The sequence below is a fragment of the Rhizobium sp. Leaf453 genome (assembly GCF_001425605.1).
Taxonomy (GTDB): Bacteria; Pseudomonadota; Alphaproteobacteria; order Rhizobiales; family Rhizobiaceae; genus Pararhizobium.
Genome location: NZ_LMRG01000012.1, coordinates 724,532 through 741,451, shown reverse-complemented (window position 1 = coordinate 741,451; position 16,920 = coordinate 724,532). Strand labels below are relative to the sequence as shown.

The window sequence follows — 16,920 nt, the reverse complement described above, 5'->3', positions numbered from 1 at the left end:
CCGGCTTATCGACCGGTGGATCGAGGACTACAACGAAATCCATCCCCATTCCGCGCTCAAGATGGCTTCCCCTCGGCAGTTCATCAGGGCAAAATCAATCTAGCCGACCTGTCCAGTGAAACGGGGTGCACTTCAGATGGCGACGCCTTCTTCCAAATTTACTCGGGCGGCATCTTTGCTGCCGAACACAGCGATAATGCCTGGTACATTCAACCCGTCTTGGATGATGGACATCCTTGTGCAAAAGGCTTTATGTCAACGGCGACGCTGAGGTCCTTTTTCAGGCAGCAAGGCTTCATATTTATCGCGTTCCACCGGATCGGGTGGTTCAAAGGTCAGTACCATTCTAGTTGGTGTCCCTTCATCCCCGGTCAAACAAATCACATGCAGGGATCGGCCGATCTTTGGAGCAATGTGGCAGGAAATCTATCACGAGAACGAACTGCAAGTGACTTCGCCGCGTTGGTTCAGCCCACTCATAAACAGATCGCCGCACTTCTCGATAACCGCTCTGAGGCTGAGCGCCTTGCCAGTTCCATCAGCCTCAGCCTCCGCAATATGGACATTTGCGTAGAGCAAATTGCGGAGTTCTATAACGAGCAGCTGGTCAACCATATGGCGTCTGGCACATTGGAAGGAAAACTTTCATCCTCGCCCTTGGATCAAGCGCTGTTCGCTCACGTACAATCCTTTTTCATGCATCTCGGCGCCGCACGAGATTATCTCGCGGCTTTTTGTGCACTACGGATTGGTAAAGACCCACAAAAAATCGATTCATTCACACGGCTTACAGATGTAGTCCGGCCAGAGCATTTTGCAGCAGACGATCTACTTCGGCTTTTCCAACAAAAGGGCTATTTTCGGCAAAAGCCGAGTAGCTCCGTGAAGGTTGAAGTAGGTGGCTGGATGGAAGAAGTCACAGATCTGCGAAATGAATTTGTGCACAGACGCCCATACGGCGACCGCTTTGTAGAGTATATGGGCTTCGCGAAGCCTATTGACCGTGAAATTGGCCTATACCGTTACGTTAGACCTATTGTGCTCAAAAGCGCCGAGGAAGATGTACAAGAGGTGATCTTGCGCCACTACCGCGAAATGACTGGTCTATGTCACACTGCCGCTACACTATCGGGAAGCAAATTTTCCATGCCCACGTTAACCGACGATGATATTATCTCAGTCGAATTCGAGGCCAGATAGAGCGACTCACTACCCTTACCTCACGCGCGAGACCCTGGACGCGCTCGAGTTGATGGCTAGGCGAATCCCAAACTCTTAAGCGCTATGGCAGAATACGAGTTCTTCGCCACGCGCCAGCATGGCCGGAAAACGTATATCGCTGGTGCAGCTCCGATGACAGATCAAGCCAATCTAGTCTCTCCACGGTGACGGAGACCAACGCGAACTTTTCATAAGGACCGGCTGAGCCATCGTCGTCCGGCATCGGCGCCAGCGGGTTCCCCTCACCATCAATCGGCGTCCCCGGAGCAAACGGTGCATCGAAGAGAACAAGCGTCCTGTGACGAAGCCTGTCCCACATGGACTTCCGCGCCACGTCATCCGCCACGACCGAGGCAATCCCCGACAGCCGAAGCTGGACGGACTTTTCGCCGTCGAACCCCACCAGCGACACACGCGGATCGCGCAGGATTTCCGCGACCTTCGGCGAACGCATGTCAGTCACAAATGAGACCGTCGCCTTGTCCCGGTCGCATCCCCGCAAAACGATGGTGCGTAGTTGCGGCGATCCATCCAGCCCGATCGTCGCCAACTGCAGGAAATTGAACGGCGACCGGCTGGTCGCCGCGGCATGCAGCACATCCCAAACCTGGGCGATATCGGTCATCGATCCTCCGGATTTTTGCAGGCCACCCCGGATCATCTTCGGGGCAGCGACATCAACACCCACTCAGATCGAGCGGGTAACACCGCCATCGACGCGGATGTTCTGGCCGGTAATATAGGCCGCGCCCTCCGAGGCAAGAAACGCGACGGTCGCCGCGATCTCGGCGCTCGTGCCATAGCGCTGCATCGGTACGCCCTGGCGGCGCTCGTCGGTCGCCGGCAGGCTGTCGATCCAGCCCGGCAGGACGTTATTCATGCGGATATTCTCGGCCGCATAGGTGTCGGCGAAAATCTTGGTGAAGGAGGCGAGACCGGCACGCGCCACCGCAGACGTCGGGAACATCGCCGAGGGCTCGAAGGCCCAAGCGGTCGAAATGTTGATGATGACGCCGGATTTCTGCTTCTGCATGATCGGGGTAACGAGACGGGTCGGCCGTACAACGTTCAGGAAGTAGACATCCAGACCCGTCTTCCAGTCGTCGTCGGTCAGTTCGAGGATTTGCTTGCGCGGGCCGTGGCCGGCGCTGTTGACCAGCACATCGACCCGGCCCCATTTCTTCACCGTCGCATCCACCAGACGCTGCAGGTCGTCATTCGACTGGTTCGAGCCAGTGATGCCGATGCCGCCGAGTTCCTGCGCCAGCGCCTCGCCCTTGCCGGAGGAGGACAGGATGGCCACCTTGAAACCATCGGCCGCCAAGCGCCGCGCGCTTTCCGCGCCCATGCCGCTGCCGCCCGCCGTTACGATCGCTACCTTTTCTACTGCCATCATCCTGTCCTTTCCCTGGTCACGGCCCCAAACGGCCATTCCTTGTATGGCTTGAAATATCACCGAAACCGTCCAATATCGAAATAGTTCTCATATCATCTGCCAGTAGAAATTCTTTCGGATATTGCGTCATGCTCTGCAAGCTTCCTTCTCTCAACGGCCTGAAGGCCTTCGAGGCCGCCGCGCGCCATCTCAACTTTCGCCTGGCGGCGGAAGAACTCGGCGTTACGCAGGCCGCCGTGGCCCAGCAGGTGCGCGGGCTGGAGGCGGAACTCGGCGTACAGCTCTTCGAGCGGCTGCCGCGCACCCTTGCGCTGACCGGTGCAGGACGCGGTTACGGTGCCGATATCCGCCGCGCCTTCGAGATCCTGTCGTCGGCCACCGAAAACCTGAAACCGCAACCCGTCAAGCTCACCGTCAGCACGACGCCGACTTTCGCCTCGAAATGGCTGATCCCCCGCCTGCCGGAGCTGACACGCCGCTATCCCGAACTCGATCTGCATATCCAGGCAACCGAGCGCATGTCGAATTTCCAGGCCGATGGCGTCGATCTAGCCGTTCGCTACGGCCGCCCTCCCTTCGGCCCGGGGCTCGCTGCCGAACTGCTGTTCGAACAGGAGATCATCGCCGTCTGCAGTCCGCTGCTGCTCGAACAGCGCGACCGACCACGCACACCGCAGCAACTGGAAGACTATACGCTGCTCCACGACGCCCACAATTTCTGGCCGGAATTCATCGAGCAGCACATCGGCAAGACCGAAGCCGCCTTCAAGGGCATCAGCTTCAACCAGACCTCCCACGCCATCGAAGCCGCCATCGCCGGACAGGGCATTACGCTCGCCAACCGCGACTTCGTCTCCCGCGACCTTCAGGACGGCCGCCTGATCCAGGCCATCGACGGCTCACTCCGCGGCCGCTCCGACTTCTACCTCGTCTGGCCGCGCTACCGGAAATCGGCCGAACTCGAAACGTTGGTCGGGTGGATCTTGAGCGAGGCGCGGGCCTTTGCTGCAGAGGATGTGCGGCGATAACGTTCACCCATCCAGCCAGGCGGCGAGGCCATCCAGCGTCTGCAGCCCGTATTCCACCGCACCGAAGCCGATGACGACCTGACGCCGTTCGCGGCTCGGGTGAAGCTGACGGAGCGTCAGCACCGTCTTGCCGTCGGACTGTTCGTCGAAGGTCACCGTGGTTCGGAAGCGATCGGGATCGTCGGGGTCCGGCGTGCCGTAGTCCATGACGATGCGCTCGTTCGGCACGATCTTCAGAAAGCGCATGAGATTGGGAAAGCGCTGCTCGCTCCCGTCGAACACGCCCACCATGTCGAACCGCCAGGTTCCACCCTCGCGGATATCCGCCTCATGGCTTTCGATCCGGAACCCAGCCGGACCGTACCAGGCGGCCAAGGCCTTCGGGTCCATCCAGGCGGCGAACACCTTGTGGCGCGGGTGGTTCAGCAGCTTGACCAGGACGATTTCCCGGTCGAGCGACCAGGTGTCAAACGGATTTGTCATGGGCTTCCGCATCCTCCTGCGCAGTGTCGAGATAGACTTCCAGCTGGTGCAGCCGCTGCGTCCAGCGCAGGCGCTCGGCCGCCATCCAGTCGGCCGCCTCGTCGAAACGCGCCTGAACCAGCCGGCACCAGCGGCTGCGTCCACGCTTCTCGCTGGTGATCAGCCCGCAGTCCTCCAGCACCTTCAGATGCTGGGCAAAGGACGGCAGCGCCATGTCGAAGGGCTCGGCAAGCACACTCACCGGCACCTCGCCAAGCGCCAGCCGCGACACGACCGCCCGGCGGGTGGGGTCGCTGAGCGCGTGAAAGGCGAGATCGAGTGGCGTCGAATGATGAGGCATGGGACTTTTTAGGACGGACGGTGCGGCCGGTCAAGAAAAGAAAGGTACTTGCCTTACTGTTTTTTCTTGATACAAAGGCAACGACCTTACTATTTCGCGAAACAACCAAAGGAGAACAGCAATGGCCGTCCGTATCGATCTCATGGTCTCGCTCGATGGTTTCGCCACCACGACGGACCAGACGCCGGAAAACCCGTTCGGCGATGACTGGCCCCGCCTCGTCGCCGCCTATGCCGCGACCCGGACGTTTCGCGAGCGTGTGTTCAAGGATACCAGCGGCGCCGGCACCGCGGATCTCGATGACGACTATGCCAGGGCCTATTTCGAGAATGTCGGTGCCGAGATCATGGGGGCTGGCATGTTCGGCCTTCACAATTTCCCCGACGATCCCGATTGGCAGGGATGGTGGGGTGACGAGCCGCCCTTCCGCTGCCCGGTCTTCGTCCTCACCCACAAGCCGAAGCCATCGCTCGCGATGGCCGGAGGAACCACCTTTCATTTCATCGACACCACGCCGGCCGAAGCCCTGCAACGAGCCGTGGATGTCGCCGGCGGCAAGGATGTGCGCGTCGGCGGCGGCCCGACCGTTGCCCGCGATTTCCTCAAGGCCGGTCTCGTCGACCATCTCCACGTCGCTATCACCCCGATCCTGCTCGGCCGCGGCATCCGCCTCTGGGACGATTTGCGCGGTCTGGAATCCGGCTACACGATCCAGTCGGAAACCGCCCCGAGCGGCATCATCCACCTCACTTTTCGACGCGAGAGCTGATCACGGCAGGGCGACCGACATATTGCCACACGACAAATCGGGGATGAGATTTGACGCGACAGGTTCGGCATCGTTACCTCTCCCCAAGTGGGAGAGGACACAAAATCAACATCTTAGCCAAAGGCTAAGTGTTAGATTTTGTTGGTGAGGGGATCTCGGCCACACGACAAAATCCCCGCCTCCATAACCCGTGCCACACTCCTCTCGTCCCGTCACGGATACACCGGTTTGCGTTGCCGGCGAGGCGGGGCCGGTGCCCGGATGGTCTGGCGGAACGCGCGCCGGATATCCGGGGCCGCGTGAAAGGCGGTTCTCCTCCGGTTCGCGAATGAACCGGGCGTGCCGGGTAGCCACGCCACGGGCGGNAATTCATCCCCATTCATCCCCGCCCCCATCACCTGTGCCACAATCCACTCGTCCCGTCACGGATACACCGGTTTGCGTTGCCGGCGAGGCGGGGCCGGTGCCCGGATGGTCTGGCGGAACGCGCGCCGGATATCCGGGGCCGCGTGAAAGGCGGTTCTCCTCCGGTTCGCGAATGAACCGGGCGTGCCGGGTAGCCACGCCACGGGCGGCTCACGCCGCCGGACGGTTTTCCGTCCAAGGGTCCAGGGCTGAACCCCGCCTCATTGAAAGGCCTTGCGGATAAGCAGCGGGCCGGGGCATTGGAGGCCTCTCCGTCAAACGGGAGGCGCAGAAGAACCTGAGAAGCGCGGCAAAAGACACCGAAACGGGGCACATCGCGTGTCATTACTTACTACTCTATGAGCGCTCGCCGAGAANAAAGGCCCAGCGGATAAGCAGCGGGCCGGGGCATTGGAGGCCTCTCCGTCAAACGGGAGGCGCAGAAGAACCTGAGAAGCGCGGCAAAAGACACCGAAACGGGGCACATCGCGTGTCATTACTTACTACTCTATGAGGCACACGATGTGTCCCGGCCGAGTTCATCCCTCAAACCACGGGCGCACCGCGTCGCGTGAACACCGCCGCCTGCCGTCAAACCTCCAGGGAAAAATCGTTCCGCATTTCGCGCGCAGGGCGGATAGAAATCTGTAGGCTCCCGCCCACCCGGTTGCTATACAACGGCCTGCCTACCATGCGCCCACGATCAACAGGAAATCACCCATGGCGAAGATCACCAATGTCGCGGTCCAGATGGACCATGTCTCCGGCATCAACATTTCCGGCGACTCGACCTTCGCCATGAGCCTCGAAGCGCAGGCCCGCGGATACAACCTCTTCCATTATACGCCGAACCAGCTGTCGCTGCGTGATGGCAAGGTCTATGCCACCGTCCAGCCGATGACGCTGCGCGACGTCAAGGGCGACCACTACACGCTTGGCGATGCCGAACGCATCGATCTGTCGACCATGGATGTCGTGCTGCTGCGTCAGGATCCGCCCTTCGACATGGCCTATATCACCTCGACGCATCTGCTCGAGCGTATCCACCCCAAGACCCTTGTGGTCAACGATCCCGCCTGGGTGCGCAATTCGCCGGAAAAGATCTTCGTCACCGAATTTCCCGACCTGATGCCGAAGACGCTGATCACCCGCGATCCCGCCGAGATCGCCTCGTTCCGCGCCGAGATGGGCGATATAATCCTGAAGCCGCTCTACGGCAATGGCGGCGCCGGCGTATTCCATTCGACGCGCGACGACCGCAACATGTCGTCCCTGCTCGAGATGTTCGGCCAGATGTTCCGCGAACCGTTCATCGCCCAGGAATACCTGCCGGCGGTACGCAAGGGCGACAAGCGCATCATCCTCGTCGATGGCGAGCCGGTCGGCGCGATCAACCGCGTCCCCGCCGAACATGACGCCCGTTCCAACATGCATGCCGGCGGAACGCCCATGCCGACGGAACTGACCCCGCGCGAAAAGGAAATCTGCGCCCGCATCGGCCCTGCCTTGCGTGAACGCGGTTTCCTGCTCGTCGGCATCGACGTGATCGGCGATGTCATGACCGAGATCAACGTCACCTCGCCCACCGGCATCCGCGAAGTGAAGAAATTCGGCGGCGCCGATATCGCAGCCCTGCTCTGGGATGCGATCGAACGCAAGCGCGCCTGACCAACGCCTCCTCTCCCGAAGCGTGATACAACCCGTTTCGCGCTCCGGATGTTCACGGTTGTTCCGCTTCGTTCGCACAATACAACCGGCCTCAACCAGGACGATTGCATTCATCGATTCTGTTCGATGATTGTTCTTGTTTTATTCCGATATTCGTGCCAGATTTCCCGCCACAACCGATGAAGGTTGTGGCGGCGGGTTGTTCATCCGTCGCGCGGCAAGAGGGGCAATCATGGTCGCGCGTGTCAGTACGGTTGCATTTCAGGGCATAGAAGGCGTGCCGGTCGATGTTCAGGTCATGGTCGCGCCGGGCAAGGTCGGCATGCAGATCGTCGGCCTGCCGGACAAGGCGGTGGCCGAGAGCCGCGAGCGGGTCCAGGCAGCCCTGCACGCCTCCGGCCTGTCGCTGCCAGCCAAGAAAGTCACCGTCAATCTTGCCCCGGCCGATCTTCCCAAAGAGGGCTCTCATTTCGATCTGCCCATCGCACTCGGCCTGATGGCAGCGCTTGGCGCTATCCCCGGCGATGCACTGGATGGCTATGTCGTCATCGGCGAACTCAATCTTGACGGCACGATCGCCGCCGTCGCTGGCGCCCTGCCTGCCGCCATCGGCGCCAACGGTCTCGGCAAGGGCCTGATCTGCCCGTCCGACAGCGGCGCGGAAGCCGCCTGGGCCGGTTCCGAGATCGATATTCTCGCACCCCGCAGCCTGATCGCGCTCGCCAATCATTTTCGCGGCACGCAGGTCCTGTCGCGGCCGGAAGCTTCCGTGCGCGCCACTGCCGCCAATATGCCGGATCTTGCCGATATCAAGGGTCAGGAAAGCGCCAAGCGCGCGCTGGAAGTCGCCGCCGCCGGCAATCATAATCTCCTCACGTTGTCAACATTAGACCCCACATCATCCCCTGTCCGGCGGCCATTCGCTAAGCCCCGCCCCGAAGCGAATGCACTATGCGCCCCTAGTAGGCGGCACGGGGGGAAACGCTTAGCCGCCGCCACGTTCTTCCATGTCTCGCGTGTGTGACCCCTCTCAACGCCCCTCCGGAAGTTGCCTCCGGCCCACTGATAGATGTCACAAGGGGGCCTTGAAGCCACAAGGGTGGAGGAGACACCCCATCCCCCTCCCTCCCATAGGGGAGAGCACAGGGAGGCCCTTCATGGTCCGGTTGAGCACAGACCTAAAGCATGTGCTCAGAGCATGATGGTGGGGGAGAGGTGTCTCTCACTACCAAGGGGAAGGCTGGGGGATATACCTGGAGGGGGCATAAGGTTATACCTTATTCGAAGGATATTTTTTGTGCTCCAAAAGGCCCTATTTAGGAATGACATTTCGAAATCAGCAAAGAAAGGGGAGTCATGGAGCAAAATATCCCAATATCAGCCTAAGCTAATGGATAAACGCCCTGGGCTCCCCGGAGGGAATTAATCGTCATCCCCCTCGTTCGCTACGTAATCCGCCATCTGGTCGGCCGCATGGAACCGCGCTATCGCCTGTTGCTGCCACCCGGCGATGTCTACCTCGGGATTTCGGTGCTTCGCGAATGCCGCACAGCAATGCACAAAGCTCGTTCGCGTATCGGCCGACGCAGGGCCGCCGACCTTCCGGAGAGCCTGCCGTCGATAGTCTAAGGTCCGACTCTGCCCCACCGGCCGCACCACTTCCCCGACCCCTGCATCAAACAAGAGACGGGAGAATTGAAACACCTTTCCCGACCACCCCGTAAGCGAACCCAGCTTTGTAGGATCGCTCGTCATCTTGAAACGTAGCCAGCCTAACCGGCTCCCGCTGCTCTGGAGCTTTGGATCATTTGCGTGTGCTCCCCAAAGGTCTGCGCTCGGGAATATGCACCACGCGAGAGCCTCGGCATCCATCCAATCGAGCCTAAAGGCCGCGCCCTCCTCTGTCTCAATGAAGCATTCCCCTGACGGCATCGACTCTTCGGGGAGCCGGTAGCGCAGCGTCAATGGGCCGATCTTGTGGGTATTACCGTCTCGCCAGCGCAAGATTTCTTCGGATGTAGGTATCATGCTCATTTCCTTTCTGGGTTGATGGGGAAGGCGGCAAAGCCACCTATCGCCACACTGCTCTCCCCGCCATGTAGCCACCGAACGTCCATGCTTGCGGCTTCCATGTGCTCGGGCATGTCGGGATGGATGATGATGGCGGAGACGTTCTCCCTCAGATGCCGATTGACGGTAGCAGCATCCGCATCGCCGTCTTCAAGCACCGCACCGAGGGCTGCTAGGCGTCGTTTGACGCTGTGGGGGGTCTCAGCCAACATGCGTTGTTCCACCGCCCTCTCCTGCTCATTGAGGGCCTTTAGGGACCGCTCAGCGGCGGATATCTGGGGGCCTAGCACAGAGGCGGAGACGCCATCCCGGATAGCGTTTGCGAGGTTGGAAAGCTGGACCTCTGCGCCCATGCGTTCCCTCCGAATGGCCTCCCACTGCTCGCGGCTCTTGTCGCTGCCCGTGGGAGCGTCCGCCGAAAGCATCGGATCACGAAGCGCCGCCCAGATGTCTTCCGTGGGGATGCTGCGATAGCTGCAACCGGCCCCCACCTTGGCACGAGAGCACACGAGGCGGGGCTTAGCGCGGTTCCCCTTGGCGACCTGCGTCATGCTCGCACCGCAGAGGCCGCATCTGGCGATACCTGCGAGGGGATTGGTGATGGCGTGGGTGATGCGCCTGTAAGGAGCCCGCTTACCGTCTAGCCCCGCCTGGAGCCGCGCATAGTCTTCCTCTGAGATCACCGGCGGATAGTAGCCAGCCACGAGGGGGCCATCGGGCTCTCGCTGCCTCACCCCGTCCTCGCCATAAGCCATCTTGTGGGGCTGGTAGAAGCCTGCGAGGGCTGGCGAACGTAGGAGCTTGCCGATGGTGCTCTTATACCACCGCTCGCCCCGCCCAAACGTCTTCACGCCCTCTTCATTGAGTTGCCTTGCGATGCGCTCTTGGCCCTGCCCTTCAAGGGCCTCTTGAACGATGCGACGAACTATCTCCGCCCTCTCCTCTATCACTACAAAGGCCTTCCGCGTGGGCTTGAGGTGCAGCCAATAGGGGCAGATTGCGGTCAGCTTCTCGCTATCCGCCCGGCCTCGCTTGGCGGCCCAAGCCTCGGCAACCCGACGACCCTTTCTCAAGCTCTCCTCATTGGCACGGATCGCGACCATGTAGACGACCATGAAGGCATAGGGCTCCTTATCCAGCCGCGCCTCCGTGTAGACCTGCCCGTCATCTAGGGTGACCACCGTGAGGCCCGCCTCGCACAGCGCCTCTAGGGTCTTCACCGCCTTGCGGGGGATGGTGCGGCTGAGCCTGTCCATGCTCTCCACGATGAGGTAGCTTCCCGCTGGAATGTCTCCATCCTCGGCCTGCCTGAGCAGCGCCCGCAGAGCCCCCATCTTTGCGTTCTTGCCCCTGAACGCGGAAACCCCATGGTCCCGAAACGTCCGCGTGTCGAGCTCAAGGCCGTGCTGGTCGGCATAACGCTGAGCGGCATCGATCTGGCGGCGCTCGCTGTCCCCTAGCGCTTGCTCTGGGGTGGAAAAGCGGATGTAGGAAAAAGCAGTTGGCTTTGGTATGTTCATGAAGCGGCTCCTCAAACAGCCCACGATGTAATAATTAGGGGTCCAATATACAAGACATGCTTATGGTCGGGCCGCCCGGCTCCGGCAAATCCATGCTCGCCGCCCGCCTGCCCTCGATCCTGCCGCCGCTCTCACCGTCCGAACTGCTCGAAGTCTCGATGATCCACTCGATCGCCGGGCAACTTGCCGGTGGCAAGCTGTCGGATCGCCGCCCCTTCCGCACCCCACACCACTCTGCCACCATGGCCGCGATGATTGGCGGTGGCCTGCGGGCCAAGCCGGGCGAGGCGTCACTGGCGCACAATGGCGTTCTGTTTCTCGACGAGTTCCCGGAATTCACGCCGCAGGTTCTCGACGCACTGCGCCAGCCGCTGGAAACGGCCGAATGCATCATCGCCCGGGCCAACCACCGCGTCACCTATCCCGCCGCGATCCAGCTGGTCGCTGCCATGAACCCCTGCCGCTGCGGCATGGCGGGGGAGCCCGGCCATAGCTGCGCCCGGGGACCGCGCTGCGTCTCCGACTATCAGGGCCGCATTTCCGGCCCGCTGATGGACCGGATCGATATCCGCATCGATGTGCCCGCCGTCACAGCCGCCGACCTCATCCGCCCGGCACCGGCCGAAACCAGCGCCGTCGTCGCTCGCCGGGTGGCCAAGGCCCGCGAACTGCAGATGGACCGTTTCATTGCCTTCGGCACGCCACAGGTCTTCTCCAACGCCCGATGCTCCACGGCAATGATCGAGAAGATGGCCGAACCCGATGCCGGGGGCCTGCAATTGCTGCGCGACGCCGCCGAAAAGATGAAATTCTCGGCGCGCGGCTATCACCGCGTCCTGAAAGTCGCCCGTACGCTGGCCGATCTCGACGAAAAACCGACCGTCGGCCGCATCCACCTCGCCGAAGCCATTTCCTACCGCATCGCCGGCGAAAGGCTCACCGCTGCAGCATGACATTTTCCCCGGTACTGCCGGGGAGGTTATAATGCCGGAAGCACTTTGATGGATGCACTTCCGGTTCTTTGACAGGATTTTGGGACATTTCGGTTTCGGCGGCATCGATCGTCTGCAATACACCGCTTTTGCAGCGAACGGATTTAGAGTTTCCGCCCCCGCCCGCCGTGTCATCGCAAGACGCGATGCCTGCAAAGTCCATGTGGACCGCGAACCGAGGGTTCTCTTCCGAAAAACCAGCTCTGTTGCATATCGAGCAACCCGCTGGCCTATCGGCTGTCTCCCCCAAAAGGTCGGCTTAGACCATGCCCGCTTTCGACCACGGAGCGCGCGGCAGGTTAAGCCCCTCCCTCTTGTGGGGAGGGGTTGGGGAGGGGATCTTTTCGGAGGCCATTCACGACTGCGATTGATGCGAGAGAGACGCCGGTTACTGCCTAGGAATCAAGCCTTCAAGCGTTACGCTCAAGTCGACGACATCCACCCAAGCAGGTTGTGTGACGAAGCGAAATCTACACCCTCCGTCATCCTCGCCCTCGTGGCGGGATCCAGCGACCCGACGTCCGTCGGGTCAAAAGACTTTCTCACCGCGCAGACGCGCGGTGACTGGATTCCCGTGACAAGCACGGGAATGACGGAGTGTGGCGTTTGGCAATCGCCTTGTTTCCGGAACACACTGCCGGCGCCAAAAACGTCACCTTGCCAACAGTGCAAAGCCCGAGAACAGCCCGAAGCCGGCCCCACCCCCCCAAGAAAACCTTACCCGCCAAGCCCCTCGAACAGGGCCGTCGACAGATACCGCTCGGCAAAGGACGGAATGATCACGACAATCGTCTTTCCTTCGTTTTCCGGGCGCTGGCCGACCTTGATCGCCGCCGTCAGCGCCGCACCCGAGGAAATACCGACCGGCACCCCTTCCAGACGGGCCACATGGCGGGCGGTCTCGATCGCCTCGGCGCTGGAGACGGTGACGACCTCGTCATAGATCTTGGTGTCGAGAATGGCGGGGGCAAAGCCTGCGCCGATACCCTGAATCTTGTGCGGGCCGGGCGCGCCGCCGGACAGGACCGGGGATTCGGCCGGCTCCACGGCCACGACCTTGATCGACGGCTTCTTGCCCTTCAGCACCTGGCCGGCGCCGGTGATCGTGCCGCCCGTGCCGATGCCCGAAACAAGGATATCGACACTGCCGTCGGTGTCGTTCCAGATTTCCTCGGCTGTGGTCTTGCGGTGAATTTCCGGATTGGCCGGGTTTTCGAACTGCTGCGGAATGATCGCGTCGGGAAGCGAAGCCGCCAGTTCCTCGGCCTTGGCGATCGCGCCCTTCATACCCTTCGGGCCTTCCGTCAGCACCAGTTCGGCGCCGAGCAGAGCCAACATCTTGCGCCGCTCGACCGACATGGTCTCCGGCATGGTCAGGATGAGCTTGTAACCCTTGGCGGCGGCGGCAAAGGCAAGCGCGATGCCTGTATTGCCCGAGGTCGGCTCGACCAACGTCGTCTTGCCGGCGGTGATCTTGCCCTGGGCTTCCAGCGATTCGATCATCGCCACACCGATACGGTCCTTGACGGAGGCGATGGGATTGAAGAACTCGAGCTTGGCGAGGAGATTGGCCTTCACGCCGTTCTCCTGGGCCAGCTTGTCGAGGCGCACGATCGGGGTATCGCCGATCGTCTCGGTGATTGAGGAATAGATGCGGCCGCGGCCGGGTTTGCGCTGTTCTGACATGGTGTTCTCCCTTTTCGTTCAGTTGCGTGAACAATAGGGGCAAAGCAGCCGACTTGCCAGAGTGATGCCGATAACGGGCCTTATTCCATTGGAAAAAACTGCCGCTGAGCGCCTAAGCGCAGGATGATTTTTTCAGGCCGCGCGGACAGCGATATAGGCAGCCGTCGCACCTAGAATGCTGGCGGCGGTCCGGTTCAGCGATTTCAGCGCGCGGGGCTGCTTGAGTAGCAGGCGAGCGCGTGACGCAAGTAGGATATAGGGGATCAGAACCGACATCAGCACGATGAAGGTGGCGCCGACCAGCAGCGCATAATCGTTGAGGCCGATTGCGTGCAGATCGATCAGCGTCGGCACCAGCGCCACGTAGAACAGCATGGTCTTCGGATTGCCGAGCGTGATCAGCAGGCCGGACAGGAAGGACATGCCGAGACTGGTGCTCTTGCGCGCCTGGATATCCTGCGGCAGCAGACCGGCGGTCCAGAGCTTCCAGGCGATATAGCAGAGATAGAGCGCGCCGAGGATCTTGATGACCAGGAAAGCGGTGGTGAATGTCTGCGCGACAAACGCAAGGCCGAGGATGACGGCTGTCAGGTAAACGAGATCGCCGAGCACGAGGCCAAGCCCCATGAAAAAGGTTTCGCGAAAGCCGGAACCGAGCGCACGAGCGACGATCGCCGTCATTCCAGGCCCCGGTATAGCAGCCGCAATGAAAAGCGCCGTGGAATAGGCAAGAAGGGTGGCGAGTGTCATGGAAAGCTCCGGATTTTGCGCCGCCGACATGTATCGGCTTTTTCTGATGAACGCAATTTACCCGGCATTGATCAGCCGCACCGAAGGGTCTAATCAGACGCGGAAGCCGGGTCCGCTGCGTCGATAGCCGCACGGTTCCGCATCACCCCACAAGAGGGCACCCCGCCCTCGCCCCGTCGAGACATTCGTTCTCTTCGAAACACTGATCAGAGACCACCATGACCACTGCCCTCATCATCATCGACGTCCAGAATGCCATCGTGGAAGGTGCGGGGACGCCGGAACGCCAGTCTGCCATCGACGCGGCACTCACAGAGACCGTCGGCCGCATCCAGTCAATCCAGGCCCGTGCCCGTGCCAGCCATATCCCGGTGATCCTGGTGCAGCACGATGGCGGCCCCGGCGACCGGCTGGCGCGTTCGTCGAACGGCTGGGGCCTGCGCCACGAGATCGCGCCGGTTCCCGGCGAGACCGTCGTCCACAAGAAGGCCTGCGACAGCTTCTTTCAGACCAACCTGCAGGACGAACTGGACAGGCTCTCCATCACCCATCTGGTTATCGGCGGCTGCATGACGCAATTCTGCGTCGATACCACGGTCCGCCGTGCCGTCTCGCTCGGCTACGATGTAACCCTGCTTTCGGACGGACACGCGACCGGCGACATGGGCGACCTGACCTTCCCGCAGATCATCGCCCATCACAACCGGCTGCTGGGTGGGTTCGATGCCGGCGCCCATCACGTCGAATTGCGCCGCTGCGACGAAATCAGCTTCTGAGCCTATTCGAATATCCTATTCGAACACTGGCCGCATGAAGCTCCGCTCATAGCTGAGGATGCAGCGTGTGCGTTCGGCAAGCGCAAAGGCCGCCTGGCATTCCGGGTCCTTGGCCATGCGCTCACGATAGGTCTCGTAGGCCGCAAGGCTCGGAAAGCTGAACAGCGCCAGCGCGATATTGTTTGCCCCTTCATGCGGCATGAAATAGCCGTGATGCGTGCCGCCCAGCCGGTTGACCAGCGGGATCCAGAGCCGGGCATACTCCTCGAATTCCGCCAGCTTGTAGGGGTCGATGACGTAACGAAGGGTGCAGGTGATCATGCGGGTCTCCTTGGATGTTTTCAGCTCGCCTGATGCCGCACCGGACGTGACCATGTCCAGCCGAATGTCATGCCGGCCGCCGCTATCAGGATCGCCACTGAGCCGACGAGTTGCATCGCTTGCAGCTGATGGCCGAAGGCAATGCGGTCAACGGCGAGGGCGGCGACCGGGTAGATGAACGACAGGGCGCCGGTCAGATGCGTCGGCAGCTTCTGGATCGCGCCATAGAGGAGCACATACATCAGCCCTGTATGAATGGCGCCCATGGCGATCAGCAGAGCCCACTGAACAGGCTCCGCCGGCAGTCCGGATCCACCGGCGAGCGGCGCCAGCATCAGCAGACCGGTAACGACCTGGATGAGCGCGATCAGATGCGGCGGCACGCCCTTCAGCTGCTTGGCGACCATGGCCGCCAGCGCATAGAAGAAGGCGGCGGCGAGCGCCATGGCGATGCCCGTCAGATAATCGCCGCCGGTGAAATCACCAGGCGGCTTGGCCTCGACGATCGCGATCATGCCGGCGAAGGCGACACCGAGCCAGAAGAGCTTCGTCGCGGTGATCTTCTCCTTGAAGAACAGCCCGCCGATCGCCAGCAGCATGAAGGGCTGGGTGTTGTAGACCATGGTCGAAATGGAGATCGAGGCGCGGGAATAGGCGCCGAACAGCAGCAGCCAGTTGACGACGATCGCGACACCGCCGAGCACGGCGAGCCCCAGCAGACGCCGAGTGATAATGCCACGGCGGAAATGCCCAAGCGCGCCGCAGATGGCGAGCAGTGTCAGTGCGCCGAACAGGCAGCGCCAGAACACGACATTGACCACCGGCTGCCCTGACATCAACACGAACCAGCCGACAGTGCCGGAAATCAGCATTGCCGCGGTCATTTCGAGACTGCCGGTCTTGATATCCTTGTCCATGTCCATCCACTCCATTGAACGTGACCGGAGAATATCGCGACGACCAATGCGAAAATATGGATTATCAGAGGCAATTGCCGTACATTGCCTGATCATCGAAGGCATTATCGCAATTTCACCTAACGGAGATTCCCATGCTCGACGATCTCGACCGCCGGCTTCTCGACATCCTCTCCGTCAATGCCCGGATCTCGCTGAAGGAACTGGCACAGGAGGCGGGCCTGTCCTCACCCAGCACCGCCGACCGGCTGCGGCGGCTGGAAGATCGCTGCGTGATCACCGGCTTTACCGTCGGCATTAATCCGACGGCACTCGGTTATGCCCTGCAGGCGGTCGTGCGTGTCCGGCCCATGCCGGGCATGCTGCACATCGTCGAAAAGCTCATTCAGGACACGCCGGAATTCGTCGAATGTGACAAGGTAACGGGCGACGACTGCTTCATCGCCAAGCTGCTGGTGCGCGACATGGAACAGCTCGACGCGATCCTCGACAAGGTCGCCGAACGCGCCCAGACCAATACCTCGATCGTCAAGTCGACCCCGGTGAAACGGCGCCTGCCGCCGCTGGCCGGGAAGTAG

16 protein-coding genes and 2 pseudogenes are annotated in these 16,920 nt (G+C 61.2%); 9 read left to right on the top strand and 9 right to left on the bottom strand.

The window, feature by feature from the left end; translation table 11 throughout:
• Both ASG68_RS33050 and ASG68_RS17070 read left to right on the top strand, forming a co-directional pair.
• Window positions 1-103: integrase core domain-containing protein (locus ASG68_RS33050; protein ID WP_156384880.1), on the top strand; the 103-nt coding region annotated here is incomplete at its 5' end.
• Between the two features lie 149 nt (window positions 104-252).
• The gene (locus tag ASG68_RS17070; protein ID WP_062582396.1) at window positions 253-1,200 is read left to right on the top strand and encodes a hypothetical protein; all 948 of its coding nucleotides are present in this window, start codon (window positions 253-255) and stop codon (window positions 1,198-1,200) included.
• Window positions 1,201-1,282: 82 nt separating this feature from the next.
• Here the strand turns inward: ASG68_RS17070 and ASG68_RS17065 are convergent, their stop codons facing one another.
• Entirely contained in the window at window positions 1,283-1,846 is a 564-nt protein-coding gene (locus ASG68_RS17065) for a pyridoxamine 5'-phosphate oxidase family protein (protein ID WP_062582394.1), read from the bottom strand.
• A 63-nt stretch (window positions 1,847-1,909) separates the two neighbouring features.
• A complete protein-coding gene (locus ASG68_RS17060; RefSeq protein WP_062582459.1) occupies window positions 1,910-2,614 on the bottom strand; it encodes an SDR family oxidoreductase in 705 nt (234 codons plus the stop codon).
• A gap of 131 nt (window positions 2,615-2,745) precedes the next feature.
• Here ASG68_RS17060 and gcvA point away from each other — a divergent pair, with 131 nt between their 5' ends.
• A complete protein-coding gene (gene gcvA / locus ASG68_RS17055; protein ID WP_062582391.1) occupies window positions 2,746-3,645 on the top strand; it encodes a transcriptional regulator GcvA in 900 nt (299 codons plus the stop codon).
• Between the two features lie 3 nt (window positions 3,646-3,648).
• Here the strand turns inward: gcvA and ASG68_RS17050 are convergent, their stop codons facing one another.
• Together ASG68_RS17050 and ASG68_RS17045 are read right to left on the bottom strand one after the other, a co-directional pair.
• Window positions 3,649-4,128 carry an SRPBCC family protein gene (locus tag ASG68_RS17050; protein ID WP_062582389.1) on the bottom strand — a complete coding sequence of 160 codons (480 nt, stop codon included), beginning with the start codon at window positions 4,126-4,128 and terminating at the stop codon, window positions 3,649-3,651.
• Window positions 4,112-4,468 (bottom strand): ArsR/SmtB family transcription factor, encoded by a 357-nt coding sequence (locus ASG68_RS17045; protein ID WP_062582388.1) that lies wholly within the window; start codon window positions 4,466-4,468, stop codon window positions 4,112-4,114. Before ASG68_RS17045 ends, ASG68_RS17050 begins: the two co-directional genes overlap by 17 nt.
• A gap of 121 nt (window positions 4,469-4,589) precedes the next feature.
• On the opposite strand from ASG68_RS17045, the gene ASG68_RS17040 reads away from it, so the two are divergent.
• From ASG68_RS17040 to ASG68_RS17030, 3 genes and pseudogenes are all read left to right on the top strand, one after another.
• Window positions 4,590-5,237 carry a dihydrofolate reductase family protein gene (locus ASG68_RS17040; protein ID WP_062582386.1) on the top strand — a complete coding sequence of 216 codons (648 nt, stop codon included), beginning with the start codon at window positions 4,590-4,592 and terminating at the stop codon, window positions 5,235-5,237.
• A 1,125-nt stretch (window positions 5,238-6,362) separates the two neighbouring features.
• A complete protein-coding gene (gene gshB, locus ASG68_RS17035) occupies window positions 6,363-7,310 on the top strand; it encodes a glutathione synthase (RefSeq protein WP_062582384.1) in 948 nt (315 codons plus the stop codon).
• Window positions 7,311-7,542: 232 nt separating this feature from the next.
• Window positions 7,543-8,184, top strand: a pseudogene (locus ASG68_RS17030) (magnesium chelatase domain-containing protein); the annotation flags it as partial.
• Between the two features lie 1,156 nt (window positions 8,185-9,340).
• On the opposite strand, the gene ASG68_RS17020 reads toward ASG68_RS17030, so the two are convergent.
• Window positions 9,341-10,900 carry a recombinase family protein gene (locus ASG68_RS17020; RefSeq protein WP_062609920.1) on the bottom strand — a complete coding sequence of 520 codons (1,560 nt, stop codon included), beginning with the start codon at window positions 10,898-10,900 and terminating at the stop codon, window positions 9,341-9,343.
• 53 nt (window positions 10,901-10,953) lie between these two features.
• Here ASG68_RS17020 and ASG68_RS17015 point away from each other — a divergent pair.
• Window positions 10,954-11,853 (top strand): annotated as a pseudogene (locus ASG68_RS17015) (YifB family Mg chelatase-like AAA ATPase); the annotation flags it as partial.
• A gap of 756 nt (window positions 11,854-12,609) precedes the next feature.
• On the opposite strand, the gene cysK reads toward ASG68_RS17015, so the two are convergent.
• Window positions 12,610-13,578, bottom strand: a complete 969-nt coding sequence (gene cysK / locus ASG68_RS17010; protein WP_062582380.1) for a cysteine synthase A — start codon at window positions 13,576-13,578, stop codon at window positions 12,610-12,612.
• Between the two features lie 132 nt (window positions 13,579-13,710).
• A complete protein-coding gene (locus ASG68_RS17005; protein WP_062582457.1) occupies window positions 13,711-14,328 on the bottom strand; it encodes a LysE family translocator in 618 nt (205 codons plus the stop codon).
• A gap of 218 nt (window positions 14,329-14,546) precedes the next feature.
• Here ASG68_RS17005 and ASG68_RS17000 point away from each other — a divergent pair, with 218 nt between their 5' ends.
• Complete coding sequence (locus ASG68_RS17000) at window positions 14,547-15,104, top strand: cysteine hydrolase family protein (RefSeq protein WP_062582378.1); 558 nt, start codon at window positions 14,547-14,549, stop codon at window positions 15,102-15,104.
• 15 nt (window positions 15,105-15,119) lie between these two features.
• On the opposite strand, the gene ASG68_RS16995 is transcribed toward ASG68_RS17000, so the two are convergent.
• The gene (locus ASG68_RS16995; protein ID WP_062582455.1) at window positions 15,120-15,425 is read right to left on the bottom strand and encodes an NIPSNAP family protein; all 306 of its coding nucleotides are present in this window, start codon (window positions 15,423-15,425) and stop codon (window positions 15,120-15,122) included.
• Between the two features lie 20 nt (window positions 15,426-15,445).
• Window positions 15,446-16,342 (bottom strand): DMT family transporter, encoded by an 897-nt coding sequence (locus ASG68_RS16990; protein WP_413814017.1) that lies wholly within the window; start codon window positions 16,340-16,342, stop codon window positions 15,446-15,448.
• A gap of 134 nt (window positions 16,343-16,476) precedes the next feature.
• Between ASG68_RS16990 and ASG68_RS16985 the strand changes: the two genes are divergently transcribed.
• Complete coding sequence (locus ASG68_RS16985; RefSeq protein WP_062609918.1) at window positions 16,477-16,920, top strand: Lrp/AsnC family transcriptional regulator; 444 nt, start codon at window positions 16,477-16,479, stop codon at window positions 16,918-16,920.

What these genes read in the sequence shown, in the direction of transcription:
- ASG68_RS17000 (WP_062582378.1), top strand. Translation starts at nt 14,547, where the DNA reads ATGACCACTGCCCTCATCATCATCGACGTCCAGAATGCCATCGTGGAA.
- ASG68_RS17050 (WP_062582389.1), bottom strand. Translation starts at nt 4,128, where the DNA reads ATGACAAATCCGTTTGACACCTGGTCGCTCGACCGGGAAATCGTCCTG.
- gcvA (WP_062582391.1), top strand. Translation starts at nt 2,746, where the DNA reads ATGCTCTGCAAGCTTCCTTCTCTCAACGGCCTGAAGGCCTTCGAGGCC.
- cysK (WP_062582380.1), bottom strand. Translation starts at nt 13,578, where the DNA reads ATGTCAGAACAGCGCAAACCCGGCCGCGGCCGCATCTATTCCTCAATC.
- ASG68_RS17040 (WP_062582386.1), top strand. Translation starts at nt 4,590, where the DNA reads ATGGCCGTCCGTATCGATCTCATGGTCTCGCTCGATGGTTTCGCCACC.
- ASG68_RS17060 (WP_062582459.1), bottom strand. Translation starts at nt 2,614, where the DNA reads ATGGCAGTAGAAAAGGTAGCGATCGTAACGGCGGGCGGCAGCGGCATG.
- gshB (WP_062582384.1), top strand. Translation starts at nt 6,363, where the DNA reads ATGGCGAAGATCACCAATGTCGCGGTCCAGATGGACCATGTCTCCGGC.
- ASG68_RS16985 (WP_062609918.1), top strand. Translation starts at nt 16,477, where the DNA reads ATGCTCGACGATCTCGACCGCCGGCTTCTCGACATCCTCTCCGTCAAT.
- ASG68_RS16995 (WP_062582455.1), bottom strand. Translation starts at nt 15,425, where the DNA reads ATGATCACCTGCACCCTTCGTTACGTCATCGACCCCTACAAGCTGGCG.
- ASG68_RS17065 (WP_062582394.1), bottom strand. Translation starts at nt 1,846, where the DNA reads ATGACCGATATCGCCCAGGTTTGGGATGTGCTGCATGCCGCGGCGACC.
- ASG68_RS16990 (WP_413814017.1), bottom strand. Translation starts at nt 16,342, where the DNA reads ATGGACAAGGATATCAAGACCGGCAGTCTCGAAATGACCGCGGCAATG.
- ASG68_RS17005 (WP_062582457.1), bottom strand. Translation starts at nt 14,328, where the DNA reads ATGACACTCGCCACCCTTCTTGCCTATTCCACGGCGCTTTTCATTGCG.
- ASG68_RS17070 (WP_062582396.1), top strand. Translation starts at nt 253, where the DNA reads ATGTCAACGGCGACGCTGAGGTCCTTTTTCAGGCAGCAAGGCTTCATA.
- ASG68_RS17045 (WP_062582388.1), bottom strand. Translation starts at nt 4,468, where the DNA reads ATGCCTCATCATTCGACGCCACTCGATCTCGCCTTTCACGCGCTCAGC.
- ASG68_RS17020 (WP_062609920.1), bottom strand. Translation starts at nt 10,900, where the DNA reads ATGAACATACCAAAGCCAACTGCTTTTTCCTACATCCGCTTTTCCACC.